This window comes from Jeotgalicoccus meleagridis, from assembly GCF_903994045.1.
Taxonomy (GTDB): domain Bacteria; phylum Bacillota; class Bacilli; order Staphylococcales; family Salinicoccaceae; genus Jeotgalicoccus; species Jeotgalicoccus meleagridis.
On the sequence record NZ_CAJEWD010000006.1, the window covers coordinates 120,891 to 142,735 of the forward strand.

Genomic DNA, 21,845 nt, shown 5'->3' on the forward strand with positions numbered 1-21,845 from the left:
GAATAATTAGTGATATAATCAGACATGTTAACTAAATTAGAAAGGGTTGAACTTAATTGAAGACTTTCTTTTCTTACTACGCACCTTATAAAGTGCTATTTACTGTTGATTTTTTATCTGCAGTAATCGTCGGTCTTCTAGAACTCGCATTCCCCATTATTGTGAGTCTTTTCATAGATGAGCTTCTACCTACAGGTAATTGGAAGTGGATTATACTTGCTTCAATCGGCCTAGTACTGGTCTATCTATTTAATACATTGATGCAGTTTATCGTTACATACTGGGGTCATATGCTCGGAACTAACATAGAGCGTGATATCAGAAATGATTTATATAGTCACATTCAAAGACTTTCTTTCCGCTTCTTTGACAATACTAAAACTGGTAAACTACTGACTCGTTTAACTAACGATTTAATGAATATTGGGGAAATGGCTCACCACGGTCCTGAAGATTTATTTATAGCTGTCATGACCTTACTTGGGGCTTTTGGAATTATGTACTACATACATCCAGAACTCGCTATTATTTCCTTTATCATCGTTCCATTGATCCTAGTTATTGCAATTTACTTCAACAAGAAGATGACAGTTGCTTTTAGGGAACTTTTTGGACGAGTATCTGATTTTAACCATATGATTGGAGATAAAATTGGTGGTATTCGCTTAGTACAAGCTTTCGCTAATGAAGATGCAGAGTTTAAAGAGTTTAAAAGACTGAATGATCGTTTTAGACAAACTAAGTTAAAAGCTTATAAAATTATGTCTTTTAACAATTCATCTACTTACATGTTGATGCGTTTAGTCACTGTCTTTATCCTCATTGCTGGTGCCTACTATGTGACTATTGGCGAATTAAGCTACGGTGATTTTGCAGCGTTCATTTTAATTTCAAACGTTCTCTTTAAACCGTTAGAAAAGATTAATGCAGTCATTGAACTTTATCCTAATGGGATTGCAGGATTTAAACATTTCTTAGATACCATGTCAGAAAAAGCTGACATTACAGAAAAGGAAAATGCAATTGAACTAAAAAATGTAAAAGGTAATATTACTTACGATAAAGTGAGCTTTGCTTATGATGAGAAGGATGTTTTAACTGACATTTCTTTTAACATAAAAGCTGGTGAAACAATTGCCTTTGTCGGTCCATCAGGTGCTGGTAAAACAACACTGAGCGCACTCTTACCGAGATTCTACGATGTAACCAAAGGTAAGATAGAAATTGATGGTAAAGATATTAGAGATCTAACACTATCATCCTTAAGAGAAAATATAGGAACAGTTCAACAAGATGTTTTCTTATTCGCTGGTACTTTAAGAGAAAATGTTGCTTATGGTAAACCTGATGCAAGTGATGAAGAAGTGTATGATGCGCTAGCTAAAGCTCAACTAAAGGAACTCGTCGATTCTTATCCACGTGGTTTAGATACCATCGTTGGCGAGCGTGGTGTTAAGTTATCAGGTGGACAAAAACAAAGAATTGCTATTGCACGTATGTTCTTAAAAAACCCACCTATTCTTGTCTTAGACGAAGCAACAAGCGCCCTCGATACAGCGACTGAACTTTATATTCAAGAAGCGCTTAATAGACTTGCAGTTGGACGAACAAGCTTGGTTATCGCTCACAGACTTGCTACTATCAAAAATGCGGACCGCATTATGGTTGTCACTAAAGATGGTATTGTAGAAAGTGGTAGTCATGAAGAACTTTTAAGAAAAGACAACGGTGTATATAAAGAACTTCACAATGCACAATTCTCCACAATTTAAATTGACAAAATAATTCGTAATTGTTAGAATAATTAACATACAAATTGAGAAGAGTGATATTATGCTAGAACCATTAAATATAACTCAACTAAACATGTATTTTTTCAGCCGTTTTAGATAGGCCTGTATCCTTTACCATTACGGATATAGGCACATCCTAATCTGTAATGGCTGATGCTTTTAATGCAAAAAAACAGCCATTAGTGAATCTAATCGGCTGGATATAATATATTTATCGTTCTCCCAGCCGGTTGGATTCTCTAGGAATTCAACCGGCTTTAATTATTTAAGGAGTGTTAAAAATGAAAATTGGTTATCAAGGTGTTGAAGGAAGTTATAGTACGTTAGCTTGTCAAAAATTCGCTAAGGAGAAGACGTATAGCACAAAGGGTTACATGACATTTAAGCTTTTAGTCGAAGCTCTCTTAGATAATGAAGTAGATTACATCGCTTTACCTGTTGAGAATTCTACTAGTGGTCCAATTACCCGCACTATAGATTTAATGAAATACTTAGATGTTAAAGCGGTAGAAGAAATATACATAAAAATTGATCATTCTTTAATTTCTAAAGAGCCAATTGAACTAAATGACCTCACAGAAGTATATTCACATCCTGAGGCGCTTGAACAATGCTATACCTACTTGAGCCAGTATCCACATATTGAGGTCAAGGAATTTAGTGATACAGCAGGTGCAGTTCATATGGTGAAAGAATCAGACGATAAGACAATTGCAAGCATTGCAGGTAGTCATGCAGCACAGATGTATGACATGAATATCATTAGGGAAAACATTAGTGATAATCCGCTGAACACAACACGTTTTTTAATTTTTACAAAAAAATCAGCTGAAAAAACATTACGTGAAAAAACATCGCTCTATGTTGAATCTACTCATAGTAGCGGGTCCTTGAGTCATATCTTAGATATTTTCACAGCTTATAATATCAACCTAGTCTACTTAATGAGTCGACCGATACAAAATAAACCTTTCTCTTATGGATTTTTTATCGACATAGAAAATGGACTAGACCGTTCGAACTTTGAAGCTGCTCTAAAAGCTCTAGAAGATAAAACGTCTTATATTAACATCTTAGGCTCCTATGATAAGGGGTTGATACCTGAATACGAAGGAGTCATCCAAAATGAAACAAATTCTAACAAGTAGTAAACATCTATTTACCCGGATTGCGATTGGTTTCGTTATCGGAATTCTTTTAGGTATATTTTTACCAGAGTTCTCACTAAACATTAAATTTATTGGTGATATTTATTTAAATATCATTAAAGTGATGATTATACCGATTATCTTTGTCGCAGTTTCTACGGGAATTATTAACATTGGTAGTGGTAAAGACTTAGGTCGAATTGGTTTTAAGAGCGTCCTTGTCTTTGTTGTAATGTTTGTACTTACAGCGGGCATTGGTCTGTTCATCTCATACTTAGTCAGACCAGGTAAAGTCATTGATATTGAAGCCACTGGTTATGACGGAGAAGTAACATCTCCAAACGCTGAAGATTTTTTCATGAATATTATTCCTGATAACCTCTTTATGGCTCTAACTGAAGGCGATATTTTAGCAACCATTATTTTTACAGTTATTTTCTCTATTGCAATTGTCGCTGTTGGTAAGGAAGCTGAGCCCGTTAAGTCATTTATTAATTCCTTATCGAAAATAATTTTTAAAGTTTTAAATTACATTATGGAACTTACACCAATTGGGATTATTTCACTTATGGCATACGCAGTTGCTGAATACGGAGCAGGCATCTTCTCTGCCCTAGGACTTTACATTGTTACTGCTTATGTTGCTTGTATTATTGCTTTTATCATTGTTATGTTAATTCCAGTTTGGCTGTACACAGGATTAAAGCCAGTAGATTTCTTAAAAGGAATTTACAAAGTATGGTTGGTATCATTTGCCACAACAAGTTCTGCTGTGACAATGCCGACGACAATTAAAGTGACAAACCAAGATTTTAAAGTCAGCGATGCGATTACCAACTTTGTAGTTCCACTTGGTACGACAATTAATATGGCTGGTGGCGCAATATCATTTAGTCTACTTGCTGTTTTTGTCTCAGACTTTTATGATATTTCACTTGGTTTCGGTCAAATTGTTTACTTAATTTTTATTGCCACCTTAATAAATATGGCAGCCCCTGGAATACCAGGTGGTGGCATTGTACTCGGCGCTTCATTCTTAACTTTACTCGGCTTACCTATTGAGTTGATGGGACCCATAGCAGCGATCTACCGTATATTAGATATGGCTTACACAACTATGAACATTACTGGTGACTCAGCAGCCGCGATTCTTATCGATGAATCAGAAAAAAGAAGAAGACAGAAAAAAGGCTTATCACCACTTGAACAATAAAAAAAGCATCCAGACGGATGCTTTTTTCTTATTTTTTAACTAATATATCTCTTTGGTCAATATCATTTACTTCAGCATTTAAGTAATTTTTACCTTTAGTAATGTAAGCAATGATGATTGTTAGAACTGCTGCAAGTGCTGCTGCGAAGAAGGCTGCTGTACTTGCTAAAAAGTCACCCATATAACCAAGTGCTGCGATTGTTCCAAGTAAGCTTGAAATCAAGAGTGCACCAACGCCAACTGGATTCCATTTATAGAGGTATTCTTGACGTTCTTCATAGTAACCAGGACCGATCTTCATCAACAATTTTACAGCGATAAAGTCCGTCACTAAAATTGCTGCCCAAGCCATTAAAAATACGCCTTGGAAAGTTAATGCAGTATCTAAATGATCGACAATACCACCGAGCATTAGAACCATTGCAGTTACTCCAGCAACAACCACCCAGAAACGACGTCCAGGTGTAAATTTAAATACGTTCTCAAAGAAGTTCGATAGTGATAATGAACTACTATAAATATTCGTAACGTTGATACGAACTTGAGTCAGCATAGTAAATAAAGCACCACCAATACCTAAGAGGTGTACAATATAAACCCCTGGATTTGGTTCATTTAATCTCACACCAAACCATATTCCAAGTCCACCCATTACACCGTAACAAAAGATTTGTGGAATAAAGCCGATTGCTAGTGAACCGCCTTTGATATGGCCAGGTTTCAAGAAACGTGCATAGTCTGAAGCAATTAGAGCTGTTAAGCCAATAATCCCATGCTGCATTCCAATACATAATAAGAGAGCTGTGCCCCCAACTTGAACACCTTCAGGCATATAAGTCCAAAAAGCACCATCGTATTTAGATGTTGTGAAGAATGATACAACTATGGCTGTAATTAAGAATATGAAAAATATAGGCAATGACCATTTTTGTAATTTATCAAGTTGTTTAATACCGAACCAATTAAGTGGTATAACAAGTGTGCCAAAAACGACAATTAAAAGCCAAATTGGGATAACTGGAAAGAATTCGTGTACTGCATAAACTAAAATCATTCCCTCTAGGGCACAGTACATAATAAAGTTAGAAGCATATATTAAAGATGTGAGTGAAGCGCCTATGTAACCAAAACCGCCTCCACGTGACATCAAATTGACGTTCATACCAGAACGTGCAGATAGGTAAACAATTACTGTTCCCATGATACCCGCAACAATAATTGCATATACAGCTGATATCATAGCGTTAATAGCACCAAATTGTAGTGCCATTACACTACCAATTTGAAAGTAAAATATTGCTGTGGCTATACCAAATGTAATATTCGTTATACTAAGCCAGCCCATTTTTCTTTCGTCATATGGGACTTTAGATAAGGAATGGTCACTTTCTTGTGATTGAGTATTTCTCTCAGAAGAATTCACAGATTCCAAACTTATCATCTCCATTCTGTCGAAATTTTGTCTGGTTGAATTTTGACAACTATTTTACTATACACTAAAATGTCAATTAATTCATCTTCTAAAGTGAAAAATGTAACCAGTTTATTGATTTCACTATATTTTACTTAAAAAAGAATGAAATTTATATCTATAAAATAATGAAACTAATTTTTAAAAGTTTGTGAAATATAAATAAAAACCCGCGTTTACCCTAGTGATAAACGCGGTTTTCAAGGTTTTTAATAATTCACACCTTCAGAATAAGTGTTTCCAGAATCCCAGAGTAAGTATTCCTCTACTCCATTATCTTTTAAAGCTTGAATCTGTGCTTCAACTTCACTCGCTCCATAATCGAGGTAATTACCGGGCCCAAGATAACTTGCAGTAAAATCTTGTAACCAAGGTCTTGACTGAGGTGGATCTTCAAGTGCGCCTAATACTTCATTTTCCACTGCCATATAATCATTAATAACATTGTATGGTTCTAAATCTGGTGCATCATAGCCAAAAGCACCAGCACCCCAATGTGAAGGATAAATCATAGAAGATATCACATCCACATTAGAAGATATTTGAGAGAAGTTTTGTCCAATACCTGGTGCCTCTCTTTGAGTTGCTGCATAGCCAAATACATCAACTGACACTTCGACCCCATATGGCTCTAATTTTTGTTTTGCATATGATACAAAATCTGTCACTGCATTAACTCTATTTTGTACTTCATCAGCACCTTCTGCATCATACTCACCAAGATCATACTCTAATTCTCCTGACATAGTTTCAAATGCTTCTGGGAATCTAACATAGTCAAACTGAATTTCCTTAAAGCCAAGCTTAGCCGCTTCTATAGCAATGTCGATATTATAATCCCAAACTTCTTTTAAGAATGGGTTTACAAAGCTCTCACCATTGCCATTTTGCCAAACAGTACCATCACTATTTAAAAATGATAAATCTGGTCGATCATTTGCTAGTCTCGTATCTTTAAACACTACAATTCTACCGATTGGATATATTTCATTTTCTTCCATTTGATTTAAGAGATTCTCACCATCGATATAGTCTTGCATGTGGCTTTTCGCTGTGTCATTTTCACTATCAAGTGGCATCATGATATCACCAACATCTTCTTTTACATCAATAACCATAGAATTTAAAGCTGTATTATTTACAAGATCAATAAGTGATTGCATACGGTCACCACCTGCTGAAAACGCGGTAACATAAATACCTTTCACCCCATCATCAGGATAAGGAATGTCTACACCAGATTGATATTCAAACACTGAATTATTTTCTGCATTATAGAGATTACCTTCTCTTAGTTTAAGTTCAGGTCGATTAATAGTTGCGACATTTTCTTTAGCTTTCTCTTCTTGTTTTTCAGTATTTTTTTCTTGTTCTTCAGTTTCTTCTTTTTCTTCTGTTTTTTGTTCTTGTGCTTGTTCTTCACTTACTTCCGCCACTTCATCATCACTACCAAACTCTGCCTTAACAGCAAAACCAAGTAAGATGAAGAGAACGACGAGGATGCTACCGACTAAAATTAGAAAATTTTTAGTTGTCATTGACTCACCCCAGCATTCTCTTCGATTGTTGCAGGATCAACTAAACCGTATCCTTGATCCTTAAGACCAGTAACAATGTCACTCAAAGCCTCACTTGACCACATGCGATCGTGCATTAATAAGTTCGCTCCATTTTGAAGCATCTCTGTTTCTGTCATAATTTGACTGAGTGAAGCTGCATCTTGATACTCTTCTTCCCAGTCATAACCATATGTCCAGTTCATCACTGTCATACCAAGTTCTTCAGCGACAGCAAATGAAGTCTCGTTATTAACTCCAAATGGCGCACGGAAAAATTTTGGTTTTTCTCCTATCACTTCTTCAATCAAACTAGAAGTATCAACAATTTCTAATTTCACGTCCTCTGGAGTCAGTTCATCAAGATTAAAATGATTATAAGTATGATTACCGATTGCAAAACCTAAGTCGTGAATCTCTTTTAAGGCAGCTTTACCTTCTTCTGACTCTAAAAACATACCATTAACAAAAAATATTGCAGGAGCATCCAAATCTTTTAAAGTATGTGCCATCTCTAGAGCGTACCCATCTGGTGCGTCATCAATCGTTAAAAGCACCACTTTTTCTTCGGTCTCTTGATCTAGTGGAATAATGGCTGATGTTTCTGGATCAACTTGATAAAGACTATCTTCTTTAGAAGCCGCCTCAGCCTTATCATTTTCTGTCTCTTTGTTGGCACTCATACTTCCCAGTTGTTTATTAAGATCTTGATAGTTACTTTGCACTTTACTATAAGCATCATTTATCTTTGTCATGCCCTCAGTCATGAGAGTGTAATCGGCATCTTCTTCACCGAGAGACTTAAAGTAAGACCGTTCATTTTCTAAAAGATTATTGTAATTGTCTTCTAATCCTTTAGTCTGCTCTGATAAAGTGCTAAGTGAATCTGTGAGCCCTTTTACATCACTTTCACTTATACTTTCTGCTTCATTGATATCTATATTCGATATGTTCTCTTTGTGCTTATCAATACGTTCTCTCACATCACTAAGCTGATCAACTTCTTCCTGACGTTTATCTAACAGCTTGTAAAGTTCTGAACCTTCCTCTTTAAAAGCCACTAAATCCTCATCTGTCAGAGCATCACTTACTAACTTAGAGGACTCTTCTTCATAGGTATTGAGCTGATTTATAATTTCCGATAAGTCTACTAAAGTACTGTCATTAAAATCAGTCACTTCTGATGTGAACTTATCTTCTGGGCTACTGCAGGCAGTCAGTATAACAACTATAAACATTGTCAACACCAGTATGTATTTCCTCATATTTCCACCTCAATTATAAAAAAAGTAATCTCTATGTAGAGATTACCCTTTTTATACTTTTATACGCATATTAAATTTGAGAAAATTCACTCAGTATCGTCATCTATACTCACTGTACAGTATATTCCTGCAATAAAAAGTAGGAAAATTATCAAATAGACTAGTAAATTATAATCTTTTGGAATGATTGGTCCTAAACTAAAAAATAAGATCGTGCCTAATAAAAAAAATAAAATCGATAATTTCTTCATCTAGGCTTCATCCTCAGTAAACCAGACTGTTTTATCTTCAAAACCAGTCCTTCTAGAAGGTATTTCCTTTTTCATATCAGACTCACCAATGAAGACCACTCCAAGGACTTCTTCATTGTCACCAAGTTTAAATAATTTTTTAACAGGTGTTGAATTATAGACTGCCCCACTCTTCCAAATTGCACCGAGGCCTTTACTATGTGCACTTAAAAGAATATTTTGAACTGCAGCTGACACCGCCGACACATCCTCTGTGTAGATACCTTTACCATTCGGATCATGACTAAGCGCAACAACAATTACAGTTGGAGCAATCAGGGGTTTTTGCTTCATTTTTTCCATGCGTTTTTGAGCTTTGTCACTATTTGGATCTTCTTCAATTTCCTTAATCCAATCTCCCATTGCTCGAGAGAGCGGAAGCCTTCCATCACCTTGTAAAACAAAGAATCTCCAAGGTTCCGTCAAACGGTGATTGGGTGCCATAGTTGCCGCTTCTAGTAATTCTTCCACCACTTCTTTTTTCACCGGTTCTATATCTTTAAAAATCTTCACGCTTCTCCTTGTTAATATCGCATCAGTTACTTCCATGTCAACTTTCCTCCACTTATCGATGTGCTTCTATCCAAGAAATCACTTTATCAAATATTTCATCTTTCTTAGAGAACTCATTTAAAATTTCATGCATTAAATCTGGATATATAATTAATTCTTTATCATTTGAAGATATTTCTTCATAAAATTGCTCAGAGTCTTTAACCGACACTAAGCCGTCTTCTTCTCCATGTAAAATGAGGACAGGGTCTCTAAAGTCTTTCGCTTCTAATTTTAAATAATCCACACCATTTTCAATTGTTCTAATCAAGCCAATTGAAATACGTTTTTTATTTAAAGCATCTTCAACATAGTGTTTACGTACAATTTCTGTCGAGCAAACACCATCTCCTAACTCATTTTTCACATAGTCACTAATATCAAGGCCAAGTGGCACTTCGCTAAAGAGTTCATGATTATAACGTGTTAAACCACCTGAAGTGATATAGCCATCAATTTTACCTGGGTATTTTGTGCCGTAGAGTGCGACTATATGCCCACCCATACTATGGCCGAGTAAGAACAATTTTTGTCCTTGAAAATGATTTCTAACATATAAAATAATTGCTCCTAAATCATCTGTCATTTCATCATGATTTAGATAAAAGGTCTCCTCACCTGATGAGTGTCCGTGACCACGTTGATCATAACGAATGACGTTAAAACCTGAACGAATTAATGTACCTGCAAAGTCATCATAACGTCCTAAGTGTTCTGCTAAACCATGAACAATAACAATCGTTCCTTTAGCAAGTTCCGGTTCTTCTTGTGTTTGAACCTTGGTGTATAAGAGGGTACCATCTTTGGATTCGATATATTTTACATATGACATATCCTTCACTCCCATCTCTATATTACATGAAATTATAACCTTATTCCGTCAAAATTGCATATCGAAAACGCTTAAGCTATCATAAAGTAAAATACTTAAGAAGGTCGTTGTTATGTCTACTCAAACTAAATACATAATATCTGTAGTCAGTGGCTTGCTGCTCTATTTAATTATGTTCATTGCCCTTATTTACTTTAATTTCATTTATTATACGACTGGATTCTTTGCTTTTATCATTTTTGTTTTTATCGCTTCTATTATTTTTAGATCACTTGCTTACAAAAATGCTAAAGAAAATGAGCGTCCAGATTTATTTTACATGACATTCATTGGAAGCTTTGTCGTACCTACTCTGATTCATGTGATATTTTTCTTATAAGATTTAAACATAAAAAAAGATGTGCTTAATCCTCACGGAGTTAAGCGCATCTTTTTTATAATATTATGCTGATACTTTCAAGCGGTTTGCAAGGAGTTCTAAAATAATTGCAACAACTAGAATAATCAAGGTAATGGCTCCCACTTCCTGCATATCGTAGTAGAATCCTGAAGCCATGAATAATTCATAACCTATACCACCTGCTCCAGCTGCTGCTCCCATAGCAACAGCAACACCAAAGTTAATTTCAAATCGGAGGAAAGTCCAAGATATCAAATAACTTTTAGTTTGTGGCACTATGACTTGGAATAAGATATGTCCATAACTCGCACCTGAAGCTCTCAGTGCTTCAATCTTACCTTCGTCTACTTCTTCAAAAGCTTCACTATACGCTTTTACTAAATAAGCAATTGAGTGGAACATCATTCCTATTACTGCTGCGACTGCACCTAAACCTGCAGCAATAGCAAAAATCAGAACCCATAGTACAGTCGGAACGGCACGAACGATTGTTATAAAGCCTTTTATCGTATTACTTAACCAAGGTTTAGATAAGTTCACTGCTGTTCCAAATGCTAAGAATAAAGAAACAACTGCACCTAAAATTGTCGCTAAGAAACCTAAGGATAAAGTGACACCAACTTGCCATAGAGCATTGGTCCATGTCGTATTATTCAAGCTTGGTGATAAGAACATCTGACCCAAGTTATCTATGGTCATCGGAATGGCACGTGTTAAATCCAAACCTGTGTAATCCATTAAGAAAAAGCCGACAATTGTAAAAATAAATGAGCCTATGAGTAACCATCTTAAGACCGTTTGTCCTCTATTGGGCTTAGAAACTTTAATGGTTCCATTTGACTTGTATTCGACTGTTGAACTCATTATAAAATCTCCCTTCTAATTAGATTAGAAAATGCCTCAATAATTAGGACTGCCACAACAATTGCTAAGGTAATTAAAGTGACCATCTCGTAGTTTAACTGTTTGTAGTAGAGGTCAAATAGATAACCGATACCAGTTCCTGTAAGTAAACCAACTAAGGTTGCACTACGAATATTTGTCTCAATCATAAAGAGAATCCAAGAAAACATCTGTGGCATAGAACCAGGCAACACCGCCTTAAAGATTGTGTGCCAGTAAGTTGCTCCAGTTGCATTAAGTGCTTCGACTGAATCACGACTACCTTCGTCAATGGTTTCTATAAAAGCTCTCACCAAGAAACCAAATGAACCAAAGAACAGTGCTAAAAATCCTGTCATAGAGTTTGTACCAAAACTAATGACTAATATTAAAGCCCAGGCAACAACAGGAATGTTACGTGACATTGAAGCAATAATTTTAGCTAGATACATAAAAGGCTTATTTATATAAGTTAGGCTAGAACCTAACAAGGCAAACAGAATTGCAAACACTGAAGCAGTCGTTGTTGCGACAATTGAAATTAAGATAGTTTCCCATAGAAGTCTTAAAACATTGCTAAGATTAGCGAGTGTTGATTGAGAAAAAATCATGTTGCTCGCCATCCAAGATATTGCCGCAGGTATTGAAGTTAAACCATCGATGTGATTATAGTCTGTAATGTAGCTCGCAAGCATGGTAAGCGCAACAATGATGACCACTGTTAAGAGCAACATCAAGTTTTTCTTTTGAATTATATTGATGTCACTTGCTTTTAAAGTACTTGTTTTACTCATATTTACACCTACTCCATAATGAGGTCATCAAAATCAGTACCGTAAATATTTTGAATGACTTCCTTATTTATTTCGCTCGGATGACCATTAAAAACGACTTCCCCTGTGTTTAATCCGACAATTCTATCTGAATAATTTTTAGCAACGTCTACCTGGTGAAGGTTCACGATGACTGTAATACCTTTTTCATTACATATCTTTCTTAAATGTTCCATAATCACTCTTGAAGATGAAGGATCTAGGGAAGCGATCGGTTCATCACAAAGTATAATTTTTGGCTTTTGGATGAGAGCTCTTGCAATACCGACTCTTTGCTTTTGACCACCAGATAATTCGTCACAGCGTTTATAGATATGGTCTTCTATACCTAATTCAGTAATAATATCCAAAGCTTCTTCTTTTTCGGACTCTGTATACATTGAGAAAATGCCCTGTAAACTGTTTTTATATCCTAAAGTACCGTGCAGTACATTTTCAAACACCGATAAACGATCAACAAGGTTATAGTGCTGGAAGATCATTCCAATGTTTGTTCTCATCTGACGTAATGCTTTACCTTTAACATTAGTAATGTCCTTATCATTAAAGGTAATTGTTCCAGAGGTTGGCTCAATCATGCGGTTGATAGATCTAAGAAGTGTAGATTTCCCAGCTCCGGATGGTCCGATAATCGACAGTAATTCACCTTTTTTAATATCAAAACTAATATCCTTTAGGACATTTTTCCCTTTTGAGTACTCTTTATATAAATTGTCGATAGACATGATGACAGGCATTTGTTTAACTTCTTTTTTAGATAAAGTTTCTACCTCTTGCCCTGTCACTTCAATATCTTCATCGAATGAAATAAGTACATTGTCCGTTGCTTTTTTGTTAAAGTCCGTTCTTTCTTCGACTTTATTTACTTCTTTTACTTTCTTATCCACCGCCATGGATGATTGCCTCCTAATTAAAAAGAGGGGCTATCCCCTCTTATGTTAAATATTTTTTATCGCTTAGTTGCCTTGACTTAATTCTCTAATTGGGTTGAACCACTCGTCTTCAACGACTACAAAACGCTCATCGGCTGTTTTCTCAAACAGTCCACCTTCTTCTGCATCTTCTGGTACAAATATTTTTTCATTATTTGCAACTCCATCAGATGAGAATAAATCTTGAAGTTCTTTGACTGTATCTTCACCTAAGGTACTTTCGTTAGCAATGAACGGTGCATTTAAGACTGGTGTTGCTGAGATAATACCGAACTGTTCACCAGCTAAGTTAGCGAATGGATCTGCAGCACCTTCTGATACTTCGTAAATCGCACCAGGTGTGTTTTCTTCACCTTCAGCAAGTTCCACATAGTTTTCAACACAAGTATCACAGAAGGCTGCGATATCTGCTGTATCGTTAAGTAGGTTAACTGCTGAACCTTGGTGAGTGTTACCGAAGCTCACTTGTTCAAAGAATTTTCCGCTTTCTGCTAAATCTTCTGCAGTTAAGTCAGCGTACTCTTCTTGTTCAGAGAAGTGATTAACGATTGTTGAAGTTGGTACTCTAAATCCAGAAGTTGATGATGTTGAGACAAATGAAAAGTTTTTACCAGGGAACTCATCGATCGAGTACTCCCCATCGCCAGTTTCATACTGTTCCATGTTTTCTACTTTTGTCGCAAACCAACTGTAGTATAGCGCGTCTTCTTCAGTTCCTGACGGGCCAGATGGTACAACGACTGGGACAATATTATCGTTACGTTCTTTGGCTTGTATGTATCCTTCAGCACCTGTAAATGCTAGATCTGCATTATCGTTAACAATACTTTCAATTGCAATGGCATAGTCAGTTGTCAACTCATGTTCTACTTCTCTTCCAGTTGCTTCTTCTATGATTGCACCGATTTCATCACGTGCATCTGCTAACTCATTTCCAGACTCGTTAGGGTACCAAACTAAATTGATTGGGTCATCTGAGTCTTCACTTGCTGCTGATGCCTCATCTGTTGAATCTTCTTCACTTCCGCATGCTGCTAAAGATAAAACAACAGATAGACCTAGCACTGTATTGAGGAACTTTTTCATTTTGAAACTCCTTTTATGATATTTTTTTTACATGCTTAATTAAATGATATTTCTCAACTTAAGTAAATGCGATTTACAGCTATTTAACAGAGGTTTATCTTATCTAAATAATGCTCCGTTTCTCTTAACAATTCACTATCTATACCAATCTCGACTGTTGCTCCAAAATCACCGTGATAGTCTGAGCCACCTGTGATAAAGAAATCATATTTATCCACTAAAGCATCTACTTTGTCATAATCTTCTTGGTTATGATCTGGATGATATTTTTCTACTCCATCGATATACTCATGATATTCTTCTATCAACTCATAACTGTTTAATTGACCAGGGTGTGCAATAACAGCTAATCCTTTGTCCAATCTAATGGCTTTTAAAGCATCCAGACAATCGATGTAAGCTATATCACCACTGGCAGGTCCTTGATTTTTAAATAAGGTACGATATTTAGTTGTATAACGCGGATCAGTGTAATGCTCATCACAGATTGCATGCATGATGTGTTGTTTGTAAACAACACCAAGTGGACCAACGGTTTCCATCACTTTATCCATATCCACATCGATGCCATATTCTCTAATCTTGTCAATTTGTGATAAAGAGTGTTGATGTCGTCTATTGAGTAAAGGTTCTGTTAATTTTTTAATATTAGTCGCCTCAAGATCGTACTGATAAGCTAAAATATGAACTTTTCTCTTTCTTTTATAGTCATATGCTGAGATTTCTATTCCTGGAATTAAGTCAATTCCTAAGCTTTTCGCATATGGTAACGCTTCATTATATGTCAAATTTGTGTCATGATCGACGAAGCTTAACATAGTCACGTCACGGGATTTAGCGAGATCTAACACTTTATTTACACTATCATTACCATCGGAAAAGTCACTATGTACATGCAAATCTATTTTAGTCATTACAATGCACGCTCCTCGATTGTTTTTGTATTCATGTCGTAAACTTTCGTACAAAGCCCATCCATAAACTCTAAGTCGTGGAAGATTCCAATTAGTGTCGTGCCACCCTCAATTAGTTTAGAGATAGTCTCACGAACTTTCAGTTTAGATTTTTCATCTAAAGATGCAGTCGGTTCGTCTAAGAGAAGTAATCGCGGTTTTTTTACAATGGCACATGCGATATTGAGTCTTAATTTTTCACCTCCCGAAAAAGTATTGGGATAGTTATGCCACAATGCTTCTGGAATATCGAAGTGCGTAAGTGCTTCTTCAGCTTCTTTTTCAGCTGTTTCTTTATCCACACCCATTTCGAGCATAGAGTTGATCACTAACTCTAGAGTTGTTGTTCTTGGCATCACTTTTAAAAATTGTGATACGTAGCCGATCTCTTGTGTGCGTAAGCGAATCAGGGCACGGTCCGATATACCATGAAGATTTACTTTACCGTATGCTTCTGAATCGTATTCAACTGTTCCTGTGGTCGGTTTGTAAGTACCATAAATACTTTTTAAAATGGTCGATTTACCTGAACCACTTTCACCGACAATACCTAAAAATTCACCTTTTTTTACATCAAATGACACACCTGATATTGCCTGTCTCGTTTGATTTAAATGATGAATGGTAAAAGATTTACTAAAATCTTCAATTTTAATCATAGATAAGCTCCTAATCTATTCTGTAATTGTATTGACTGACAATCTTACCGTTAACCACACATTCAGTTATAGTAGGATAATCATCATAGAGTCTAATGACGTTTAAATCTGCTTTTTTATCAACTTCTATCGAGCCAATTTCCTGATCCATTTTGACTGCCTTAGCAGGATTTAAAGTAATCAACTTAAATCCTTCTACTAATGGATAATCCGTTTCTCTATGAAGTTTAAATACAGAATGTAGCATTGCTGGTGGATAGTAATCACTACAAAGAATAGAAATACAATCTTCTAAAATTGCATCCTTAGCATTTAAGTTTCCTGAGTGAGAACCACCAAGCATGATGTTTGGTGCTCCGGCTAAGGTATACTGTCCTTTTTTATCCGCATATTTTGCAACATCCATCTTAATTGGAAATTCTGAAATCGTTGTTCCTAGTGTTTCATTGAAATCAATTTTTTCTGTTGTATCATCATCATGCGATGCTACACCAATGTTGAATTGATGTGCGAGGTTTGCTAAGTCCTTCATTTCATCGATTGATAAACGTTCCATTTGTTTTTTATCATCGATTTGTTTATCAATTTCATCATCAGAAATATCCTGATAGCCTTTCATCGTATGACGGTAATTTTCAATATCTCTGTACTGTCCTTGACCAGGTGTATGATCCATAAAGCTTAATAGATGGATTCGACCTTCTTTAATGTGGTCAATTATATTGTCCTTCATCTCTATTGCATCGAGCTCAAAGCGCGCATGCATACGATGTCTGATTAGATGCTCTTCATTGTGAGTGCGATGAATCGCATGGATGAGTTTGTTAACATTGTCAGGTTGTCTTACTGGCTTATGCCCAAATAAATCTTCTTTGTATATAGATAGTGAATGGAACATGGTCGTAATTCCGTGTGAACTTAATATGCGTTCCGACTCTTTAATTCCAATATTAAAGTCCATTACAGTCGTTGGTCTTGGAGCGATGATGCCTTCTATATAGTCAGAGTGAATGTCGATAAAGCCCGGTACAACATAGCCATCCTCTGCATCTATTACTCTTTTATGTCCTTCTGTAGAAGCTTCTTCCATTGGAATAATTTCTTTAATAATGTCATCTTCAATGACTACCGCATGATTCGTTAGAATATCCGTTTCTGTAATGACTCTGCCGTTTATAATAATCAAAATGTCACCTCTTATAAGATTGAGTAAACGAGTTGTTGTGTATATTCGTGTTGTGGATCCTCTAGGATTTGGTCCGTAATACCGTGCTCAATAACTTTTCCGTCTAACATCACCATTGTGCGGTCACAAAGCATACGGATGATTGCTAAGTCATGAGACACAACGATCATGCTGACACCCATATCTCTTTGAATTTCTTTAATCAGTTCTAAGACGTCTGCTTGAACAGATAGATCAAGTCCTGTTGTCACTTCATCTAAGAGCAAAATTGGTGGATAGTTCGACAATGCTTTGGCGATTTGAACACGTTGTTGCATTCCCCCTGAAAAGTTTTTTGGGGCTTCATACTTTCTTCTTAAAGGAATATTTACTTTTTCTAAGAAATGATCAGCACGATCTGTCATCTCTTTAACATTTCTGTTACCACTCGCAATTAATTTCTCAGCAATATTTGTCACTGATGAAAAGTCCATCTTTAAACCGAGCATTGGGTTTTGGTAGACCATTCCAAGCTGTTCGTTTCTAATTTGTCTCTTTCTTTGACTCGACACTTCAAACACATTGTGCTCATTTTTAGGATCTTTTGGAAGAACATACTGGCCTGTCGTTTTATCTTCGTCAAAGTACAACATCTTCATCAAAGTACTTTTACCACTACCACTCTCACCTACAACACCTAAGATTTCACCTTTATATAAGTCAAAAGTTACATCTTTTGTGGCATAGACTGTGTGGCACTTCGGGCACATGTTTTTTTGCAGTTCTCCATTTTCATCTAAACAGTAACTACAACCTTCTCCAAACTGCTTGGACAATTCTCTGACTGATAAAACCACATCATCGGTGATTTGCATGTAGGTCTTCCTCCTCGTTCATTTTTTCAAGCATGTAACTTGTATCGTTAGTCATGTAATATGTTTCACCAGTTTCTTCATCTACCAGTTCATCCATGTACACACCACTTAAGCCAGATTCCCTACAAACCTTGTCAGAGAAATCTTCAACTTCAAACGGATAATCTTCAAAAGCAAGTGAGGCAACATCTGTATACGGTGGTACTGCATGAATTTTCTTCTCACGCCCAGCCCCAAGTAAGATTAGACCATCGTTGTGGTTCATCTTAGGGTTGTCAAAGCGTGGAATTGGACTCGGAGCCATCACATATCTGCCATTTACCAAAACTGGATAATCAGCATCGTCAGTAATATGACCATGTCTCATAATTTGTTCAAAAAGTTTAATGTAAGCACCACTGTATTCTTTATCTCCATGAAGGATTTTTGTTTTTCTTTCACTCGGTTCAACTGATCTTAAAGGTTCTGGAGTTGGTACTTGTAAGACCAAGATCTGGAAAGGTTTTAGTGGCACTTCCGGAATTCTATGTCTCGACTGAATAATGGTCGCTTCACTAGTATGAATCGTATCTTCTACTCCAGTAGTACTCTGGATGAGATTTCTAATATTTACGGCATTCACTGATTCGTCTGAACCCTGATCAATTACTTTAACGATATCTTCTTGACCGACTAAAGATAGAGTCAGCTGTAAACCACCTGTTCCCCATCCTCGTGCAATCGGAAGTTCACGTGAAGCAAATGGTACCTGGTAACCAGGAATGGCAATTGCTTTTAAGGTTTGTCTTCTAATTTCTTTTTTAGAATGTTCATCTAAAAATGCAAAGTTTTGACTCATTATTTACTCTCCCTTCCTTGACGCATACGATCTAATTTAGACTGGAAGGTTACATAGTGTGGAAGTTTCAAGTGTGATATAAAGCCAGTCGATTCTACTGAATCGATGTGATATAAGACAAACTCATCATCAGAAGTTGCTACACCATTTTTAGGATGTTCCAGGCTGTAGTCTAAAACGCTCATAGCAATAGCTTTCGTTTCATTCTGTCCAAAGACAAGGCCATATCCTATTTTGATGTGCATATCTTCATCTTGGTCTTCATCTAAGTCAGGCATGAAACCATCAATTTCAGTCATTTCATAATCACCGATGAAATATTCTCCGTAACCATCTTCAAAATCAACACAAACCGGTTGCTGACCAACACGACATTCCCCAATATTTGGGTGAGATGCGATTCCATATCCACGAATTTCTGCATAACCTAGTGAAGTCACAGCCCCTGTTTGTCCACGTGTTAAACCTTGTAGTCTTTGGCTACGAGTACTCGGGAATTCTATCGTTTTCTTAGTAATGTCATCAGGCTCATCATTATTTTCTGGTTCTCTAATAAAGAGACCTTCTTTTTCTAGGTAGTCAATCACCTTAGGTAATTTATTTAAGTCGTAGTTAAACGGTATTTCTTTATAATCGATTTCTTGACTCGGTCCGTCTGCTACTTCTTTTAAAGCATCGTCCAATAATCTGTGCGTAAAATCTGGTGATGCGCCAAGAATTTGTCCACCTGGAATATCTTTAAAACTTGCTGATACTCTTCTTTCTACAAACATTTCTCTTGTATCTGTAATAGTAGAGTAATACAGTCTTGGTAAAGTTGAGCGATGCGCTCTCATTAGAAACACTGCTTCTTCCATATTGCCTTCAGCTTGTTTAATTGCGAAGGCTGCTGTGTCTCTGTCGTAGAAACTCGCTTCACTCATGACCTGATTAATGAGAGGACGCATATTCGTCTTAATTTTTTCAACTTCAATATCTTCTCCATCAACAAGTCTCCTATTTTTGTACATGAGTACTGAGTTATTTATGGCATTAGCGCCACCTTTGACTGCAACGTAACCCATCTACTTCACCTCCACTTTAGTCGTTCTAGGAATCATCATCAGTTGGTTGTGTTTATCGGTTAAAATAAGATCTAAACCTAGAGGAAACTCCTGACAAGCTTGATTTCTAAGTTCTATCCAACTTGGGTCAAGGTCTATGTTAATTGTCTGAGTATCTTTAATCCCCGGACCTGTTAACTGATAAGTTTGACCTTCATTTAGAGAGTCTAAGTCGATTAATATAGTCACTGATTTTTCTGGTGAAGCTAAAACACCATGCTTTGTTTGTGTGAAGAATTCTTCTTTTAAGTCGCTTCTTTTAGAAATAATATAATCGGTCGTACTAAGATCATGAGCTTTCCTTGCACCTGTTAAAACTTTAACTTCTTTTTCCATCACTTCATTTGTTGTCATATAAGTAATTTCATTATCAAAAAGTGTCACACACGTCAGTAAATTTGCCTTTGAAAAATCTGTATAGTTACTCAATTCTTCTTCCACTGTTTCGATATGTCCAGGACGGCTGGACACATTGATTAGTTGACGATAGACAGTTTGAGTTTTATGTACAATTGTATTCAAGCTAATCCTCCTAATCATTCATCATGTCAAAGCTAACTTTTGTCTGTAAGATTTTATTAGTGTGTGCTTTGACACTCTCTTTTTCAGTTTCTTTTAATTTATTTAATAAAACGTTTAAATCGTTTTGAAATTCATTCAGTTTAAAACATAGATCAATGAAAGCCATACTCAATGAAAATTCATAGTCTTCACCTTTGATTAAGCCGACACCAACGTCTTCTTGATTCCTAATTTTGGTCTCTGTGATTAATACTTCACCGATATAAAATAATGAATTTTGAGCGTGCTCTCTCATCTTGACCATCGTTAATCCAAGCTCTGGACCGCTGATTACATCAAAATCTAATGTCTCTTTATTTTTTTCATAAAATTCTAAAGCTTCTTGTCTTCCATACCTTGCTATAAGTGCTGACCATTCTTTTCTGTCCATGTCACACCCTCCTATGAACTAACCATAACTTGTTGCCAAGTGTGGAAAGTTTAAACTTAGTAAAGTAATGTAAAGCTTATGTTTATAATTATTAAAAAAAGAGCCAGGATATTATCCTGACTCTTTTATCTATCTCTCATCTGACAACTGATGTTTAAACAGATCGCTTCTATATAAAATTTTAACTTTTTCCAAGACTTGATTCTCTTTCTTATCATAAGTTCCTGTTTCAAACACTAAAAGCGGCACTAATTCGCTACAATCCAACTGCTCCATTTCTTCTAAAGTCGCAAATTGAGCTGATAAAGTTCTCTCTTTACTAACTAGGTGATTAAAACCTTTTGCTTCAAAATAAGAATACACCGAGGTCAATTGATCCTTTTCTTCATTTATTTTTGGGAAAATACTCTCTTTAATGTAGGAAATATGAATCGCACAAGGTAAACCATCAACAATTCTAAGTCTTGAAACTTTAAAAATTTTATCTTCATCTTGTAGGTTTAAATATGCTCTATAATCTTCATGTTCCTTAGTATTAGCATAATCCGCAAAGATAATTTTGCTTTCATATGGAATGTTTTGTTCTTCCATCTTATGAGAAAAGCTTGTCGCTCCAGTAACAGTAAAATCAATCGTTGGTAATGGCTCGTTAACGAATCGTCCAACCCCTTGCATGCTGTGCACTATGCCCATTTTCTCTAACTGTACTAAGGCATTTCTAGCATCGATTCTTTTAGCTTGGTACTTGTCTGCTAATTGATTTTCACTTGGTAGTCGGTCCCCATACTGCAGTTCACCAGTCAGTATCATTTCATGTACAGAGGTACGAATCAACGTTTCTTTAGAAATCTCCACCTCGTCTACCTCATTTCCATAAGTAATATAATACATTATACAATTTTGCTCGAAATCTTTCTATTATCGTCAATATACGAATATTTTTTTGTGATATTTCATATTAAACTATAAAATATGAACTTTTTTTATAAAAACCGTTGATAAGTTCGTTATTTCTGTTAATATTAATACATTCACATAGACTTATTT

At 36.0% G+C, this 21,845-nt stretch carries 22 protein-coding genes; 4 read left to right on the top strand and 18 right to left on the bottom strand.

What is annotated here, in order from left to right:
* The first annotated feature begins 56 nt into the window (after positions 1–56).
* The 3 genes from JEOSCH030_RS04485 (at position 57) to JEOSCH030_RS04495 (ending at position 4,154) form a co-directional block, all read left to right on the top strand.
* Positions 57–1,772 (top strand): ABC transporter ATP-binding protein, encoded by a 1,716-nt coding sequence (locus JEOSCH030_RS04485; RefSeq protein WP_185125426.1) that lies wholly within the window; start codon positions 57–59, stop codon positions 1,770–1,772.
* A gap of 302 nt (positions 1,773–2,074) precedes the next feature.
* On the top strand, positions 2,075–2,941 hold the full coding sequence (locus JEOSCH030_RS04490; protein ID WP_185125427.1) for a prephenate dehydratase: 867 nt from the start codon (positions 2,075–2,077) through the stop codon (positions 2,939–2,941).
* Positions 2,919–4,154, top strand: coding sequence for a dicarboxylate/amino acid:cation symporter (locus JEOSCH030_RS04495; RefSeq protein WP_185125428.1), 1,236 nt, complete (start codon positions 2,919–2,921; stop codon positions 4,152–4,154). Before JEOSCH030_RS04490 ends, JEOSCH030_RS04495 begins: the two co-directional genes overlap by 23 nt.
* A gap of 28 nt (positions 4,155–4,182) precedes the next feature.
* On the opposite strand, the gene JEOSCH030_RS04500 is transcribed toward JEOSCH030_RS04495, so the two are convergent.
* The 5 genes from JEOSCH030_RS04500 to JEOSCH030_RS04520 form a co-directional block, all read right to left on the bottom strand.
* A complete protein-coding gene (locus JEOSCH030_RS04500; protein WP_185125492.1) occupies positions 4,183–5,595 on the bottom strand; it encodes a purine-cytosine permease family protein in 1,413 nt (470 codons plus the stop codon).
* A gap of 239 nt (positions 5,596–5,834) precedes the next feature.
* On the bottom strand, positions 5,835–7,163 hold the full coding sequence (locus JEOSCH030_RS04505) for a putative glycoside hydrolase (RefSeq protein WP_185125429.1): 1,329 nt from the start codon (positions 7,161–7,163) through the stop codon (positions 5,835–5,837).
* On the bottom strand, positions 7,160–8,446 hold the full coding sequence (locus JEOSCH030_RS10845) for a polysaccharide deacetylase family protein (RefSeq protein WP_235962218.1): 1,287 nt from the start codon (positions 8,444–8,446) through the stop codon (positions 7,160–7,162). The genes JEOSCH030_RS04505 and JEOSCH030_RS10845 overlap by 4 nt, the downstream gene beginning before the upstream one ends.
* A 251-nt stretch (positions 8,447–8,697) precedes the next feature.
* The gene (locus JEOSCH030_RS04515; RefSeq protein ID WP_185125430.1) at positions 8,698–9,285 is read right to left on the bottom strand and encodes a nitroreductase family protein; all 588 of its coding nucleotides are present in this window, start codon (positions 9,283–9,285) and stop codon (positions 8,698–8,700) included.
* A gap of 16 nt (positions 9,286–9,301) precedes the next feature.
* On the bottom strand, positions 9,302–10,120 hold the full coding sequence (locus JEOSCH030_RS04520) for an alpha/beta hydrolase (RefSeq protein ID WP_185125431.1): 819 nt from the start codon (positions 10,118–10,120) through the stop codon (positions 9,302–9,304).
* 112 nt (positions 10,121–10,232) lie between these two features.
* On the opposite strand from JEOSCH030_RS04520, the gene JEOSCH030_RS04525 reads away from it, so the two are divergent.
* On the top strand, positions 10,233–10,499 hold the full coding sequence (locus JEOSCH030_RS04525) for a hypothetical protein (RefSeq protein WP_185125432.1): 267 nt from the start codon (positions 10,233–10,235) through the stop codon (positions 10,497–10,499).
* A gap of 63 nt (positions 10,500–10,562) precedes the next feature.
* Here JEOSCH030_RS04525 and JEOSCH030_RS04530 read toward each other — a convergent pair whose 3' ends face one another.
* The 13 genes from JEOSCH030_RS04530 to JEOSCH030_RS04590 all read right to left on the bottom strand — a co-directional run bounded on the left by JEOSCH030_RS04530 (position 10,563) and on the right by JEOSCH030_RS04590 (position 21,689).
* Entirely contained in the window at positions 10,563–11,384 is an 822-nt protein-coding gene (locus JEOSCH030_RS04530; RefSeq protein WP_185125433.1) for an ABC transporter permease subunit, read from the bottom strand.
* Complete coding sequence (locus tag JEOSCH030_RS04535) at positions 11,384–12,196, bottom strand: PhnE/PtxC family ABC transporter permease (protein WP_185125434.1); 813 nt, start codon at positions 12,194–12,196, stop codon at positions 11,384–11,386. Before JEOSCH030_RS04535 ends, JEOSCH030_RS04530 begins: the two co-directional genes overlap by 1 nt.
* Positions 12,197–12,204: 8 nt before the next feature.
* Positions 12,205–12,972, bottom strand: a complete 768-nt coding sequence (gene phnC, locus JEOSCH030_RS04540) for a phosphonate ABC transporter ATP-binding protein (RefSeq protein WP_185125494.1) — start codon at positions 12,970–12,972, stop codon at positions 12,205–12,207.
* Between the two features lie 219 nt (positions 12,973–13,191).
* Positions 13,192–14,253: a PhnD/SsuA/transferrin family substrate-binding protein gene (locus JEOSCH030_RS04545; protein ID WP_185125435.1), complete on the bottom strand. Its 1,062-nt coding sequence runs from the start codon at positions 14,251–14,253 to the stop codon at positions 13,192–13,194.
* 83 nt (positions 14,254–14,336) lie between these two features.
* Complete coding sequence (locus JEOSCH030_RS04550; protein ID WP_185125436.1) at positions 14,337–15,167, bottom strand: PHP domain-containing protein; 831 nt, start codon at positions 15,165–15,167, stop codon at positions 14,337–14,339.
* The gene (locus JEOSCH030_RS04555; protein WP_185125437.1) at positions 15,167–15,865 is read right to left on the bottom strand and encodes a phosphonate C-P lyase system protein PhnL; all 699 of its coding nucleotides are present in this window, start codon (positions 15,863–15,865) and stop codon (positions 15,167–15,169) included. Before JEOSCH030_RS04555 ends, JEOSCH030_RS04550 begins: the two co-directional genes overlap by 1 nt.
* 10 nt (positions 15,866–15,875) lie before the next feature.
* Positions 15,876–17,051: an alpha-D-ribose 1-methylphosphonate 5-triphosphate diphosphatase gene (locus tag JEOSCH030_RS04560; RefSeq protein ID WP_328794785.1), complete on the bottom strand. Its 1,176-nt coding sequence runs from the start codon at positions 17,049–17,051 to the stop codon at positions 15,876–15,878.
* An 11-nt stretch (positions 17,052–17,062) separates the two neighbouring features.
* Positions 17,063–17,905 carry an ATP-binding cassette domain-containing protein gene (locus JEOSCH030_RS04565; protein WP_185125438.1) on the bottom strand — a complete coding sequence of 281 codons (843 nt, stop codon included), beginning with the start codon at positions 17,903–17,905 and terminating at the stop codon, positions 17,063–17,065.
* Positions 17,889–18,743, bottom strand: coding sequence for an alpha-D-ribose 1-methylphosphonate 5-phosphate C-P-lyase PhnJ (locus JEOSCH030_RS04570; RefSeq protein WP_185125439.1), 855 nt, complete (start codon positions 18,741–18,743; stop codon positions 17,889–17,891). Before JEOSCH030_RS04570 ends, JEOSCH030_RS04565 begins: the two co-directional genes overlap by 17 nt.
* Positions 18,743–19,807, bottom strand: coding sequence for a carbon-phosphorus lyase complex subunit PhnI (locus JEOSCH030_RS04575; protein WP_185125440.1), 1,065 nt, complete (start codon positions 19,805–19,807; stop codon positions 18,743–18,745). Before JEOSCH030_RS04575 ends, JEOSCH030_RS04570 begins: the two co-directional genes overlap by 1 nt.
* Entirely contained in the window at positions 19,808–20,368 is a 561-nt protein-coding gene (gene phnH / locus JEOSCH030_RS04580) for a phosphonate C-P lyase system protein PhnH (protein WP_185125441.1), read from the bottom strand.
* Positions 20,369–20,378: 10 nt separating this feature from the next.
* A complete protein-coding gene (locus JEOSCH030_RS04585; protein WP_185125442.1) occupies positions 20,379–20,798 on the bottom strand; it encodes a phosphonate C-P lyase system protein PhnG in 420 nt (139 codons plus the stop codon).
* A 129-nt stretch (positions 20,799–20,927) separates the two neighbouring features.
* The gene (locus JEOSCH030_RS04590; RefSeq protein ID WP_185125443.1) at positions 20,928–21,689 is read right to left on the bottom strand and encodes a GntR family transcriptional regulator; all 762 of its coding nucleotides are present in this window, start codon (positions 21,687–21,689) and stop codon (positions 20,928–20,930) included.
* Positions 21,690–21,845: the final 156 nt, after the last annotated feature.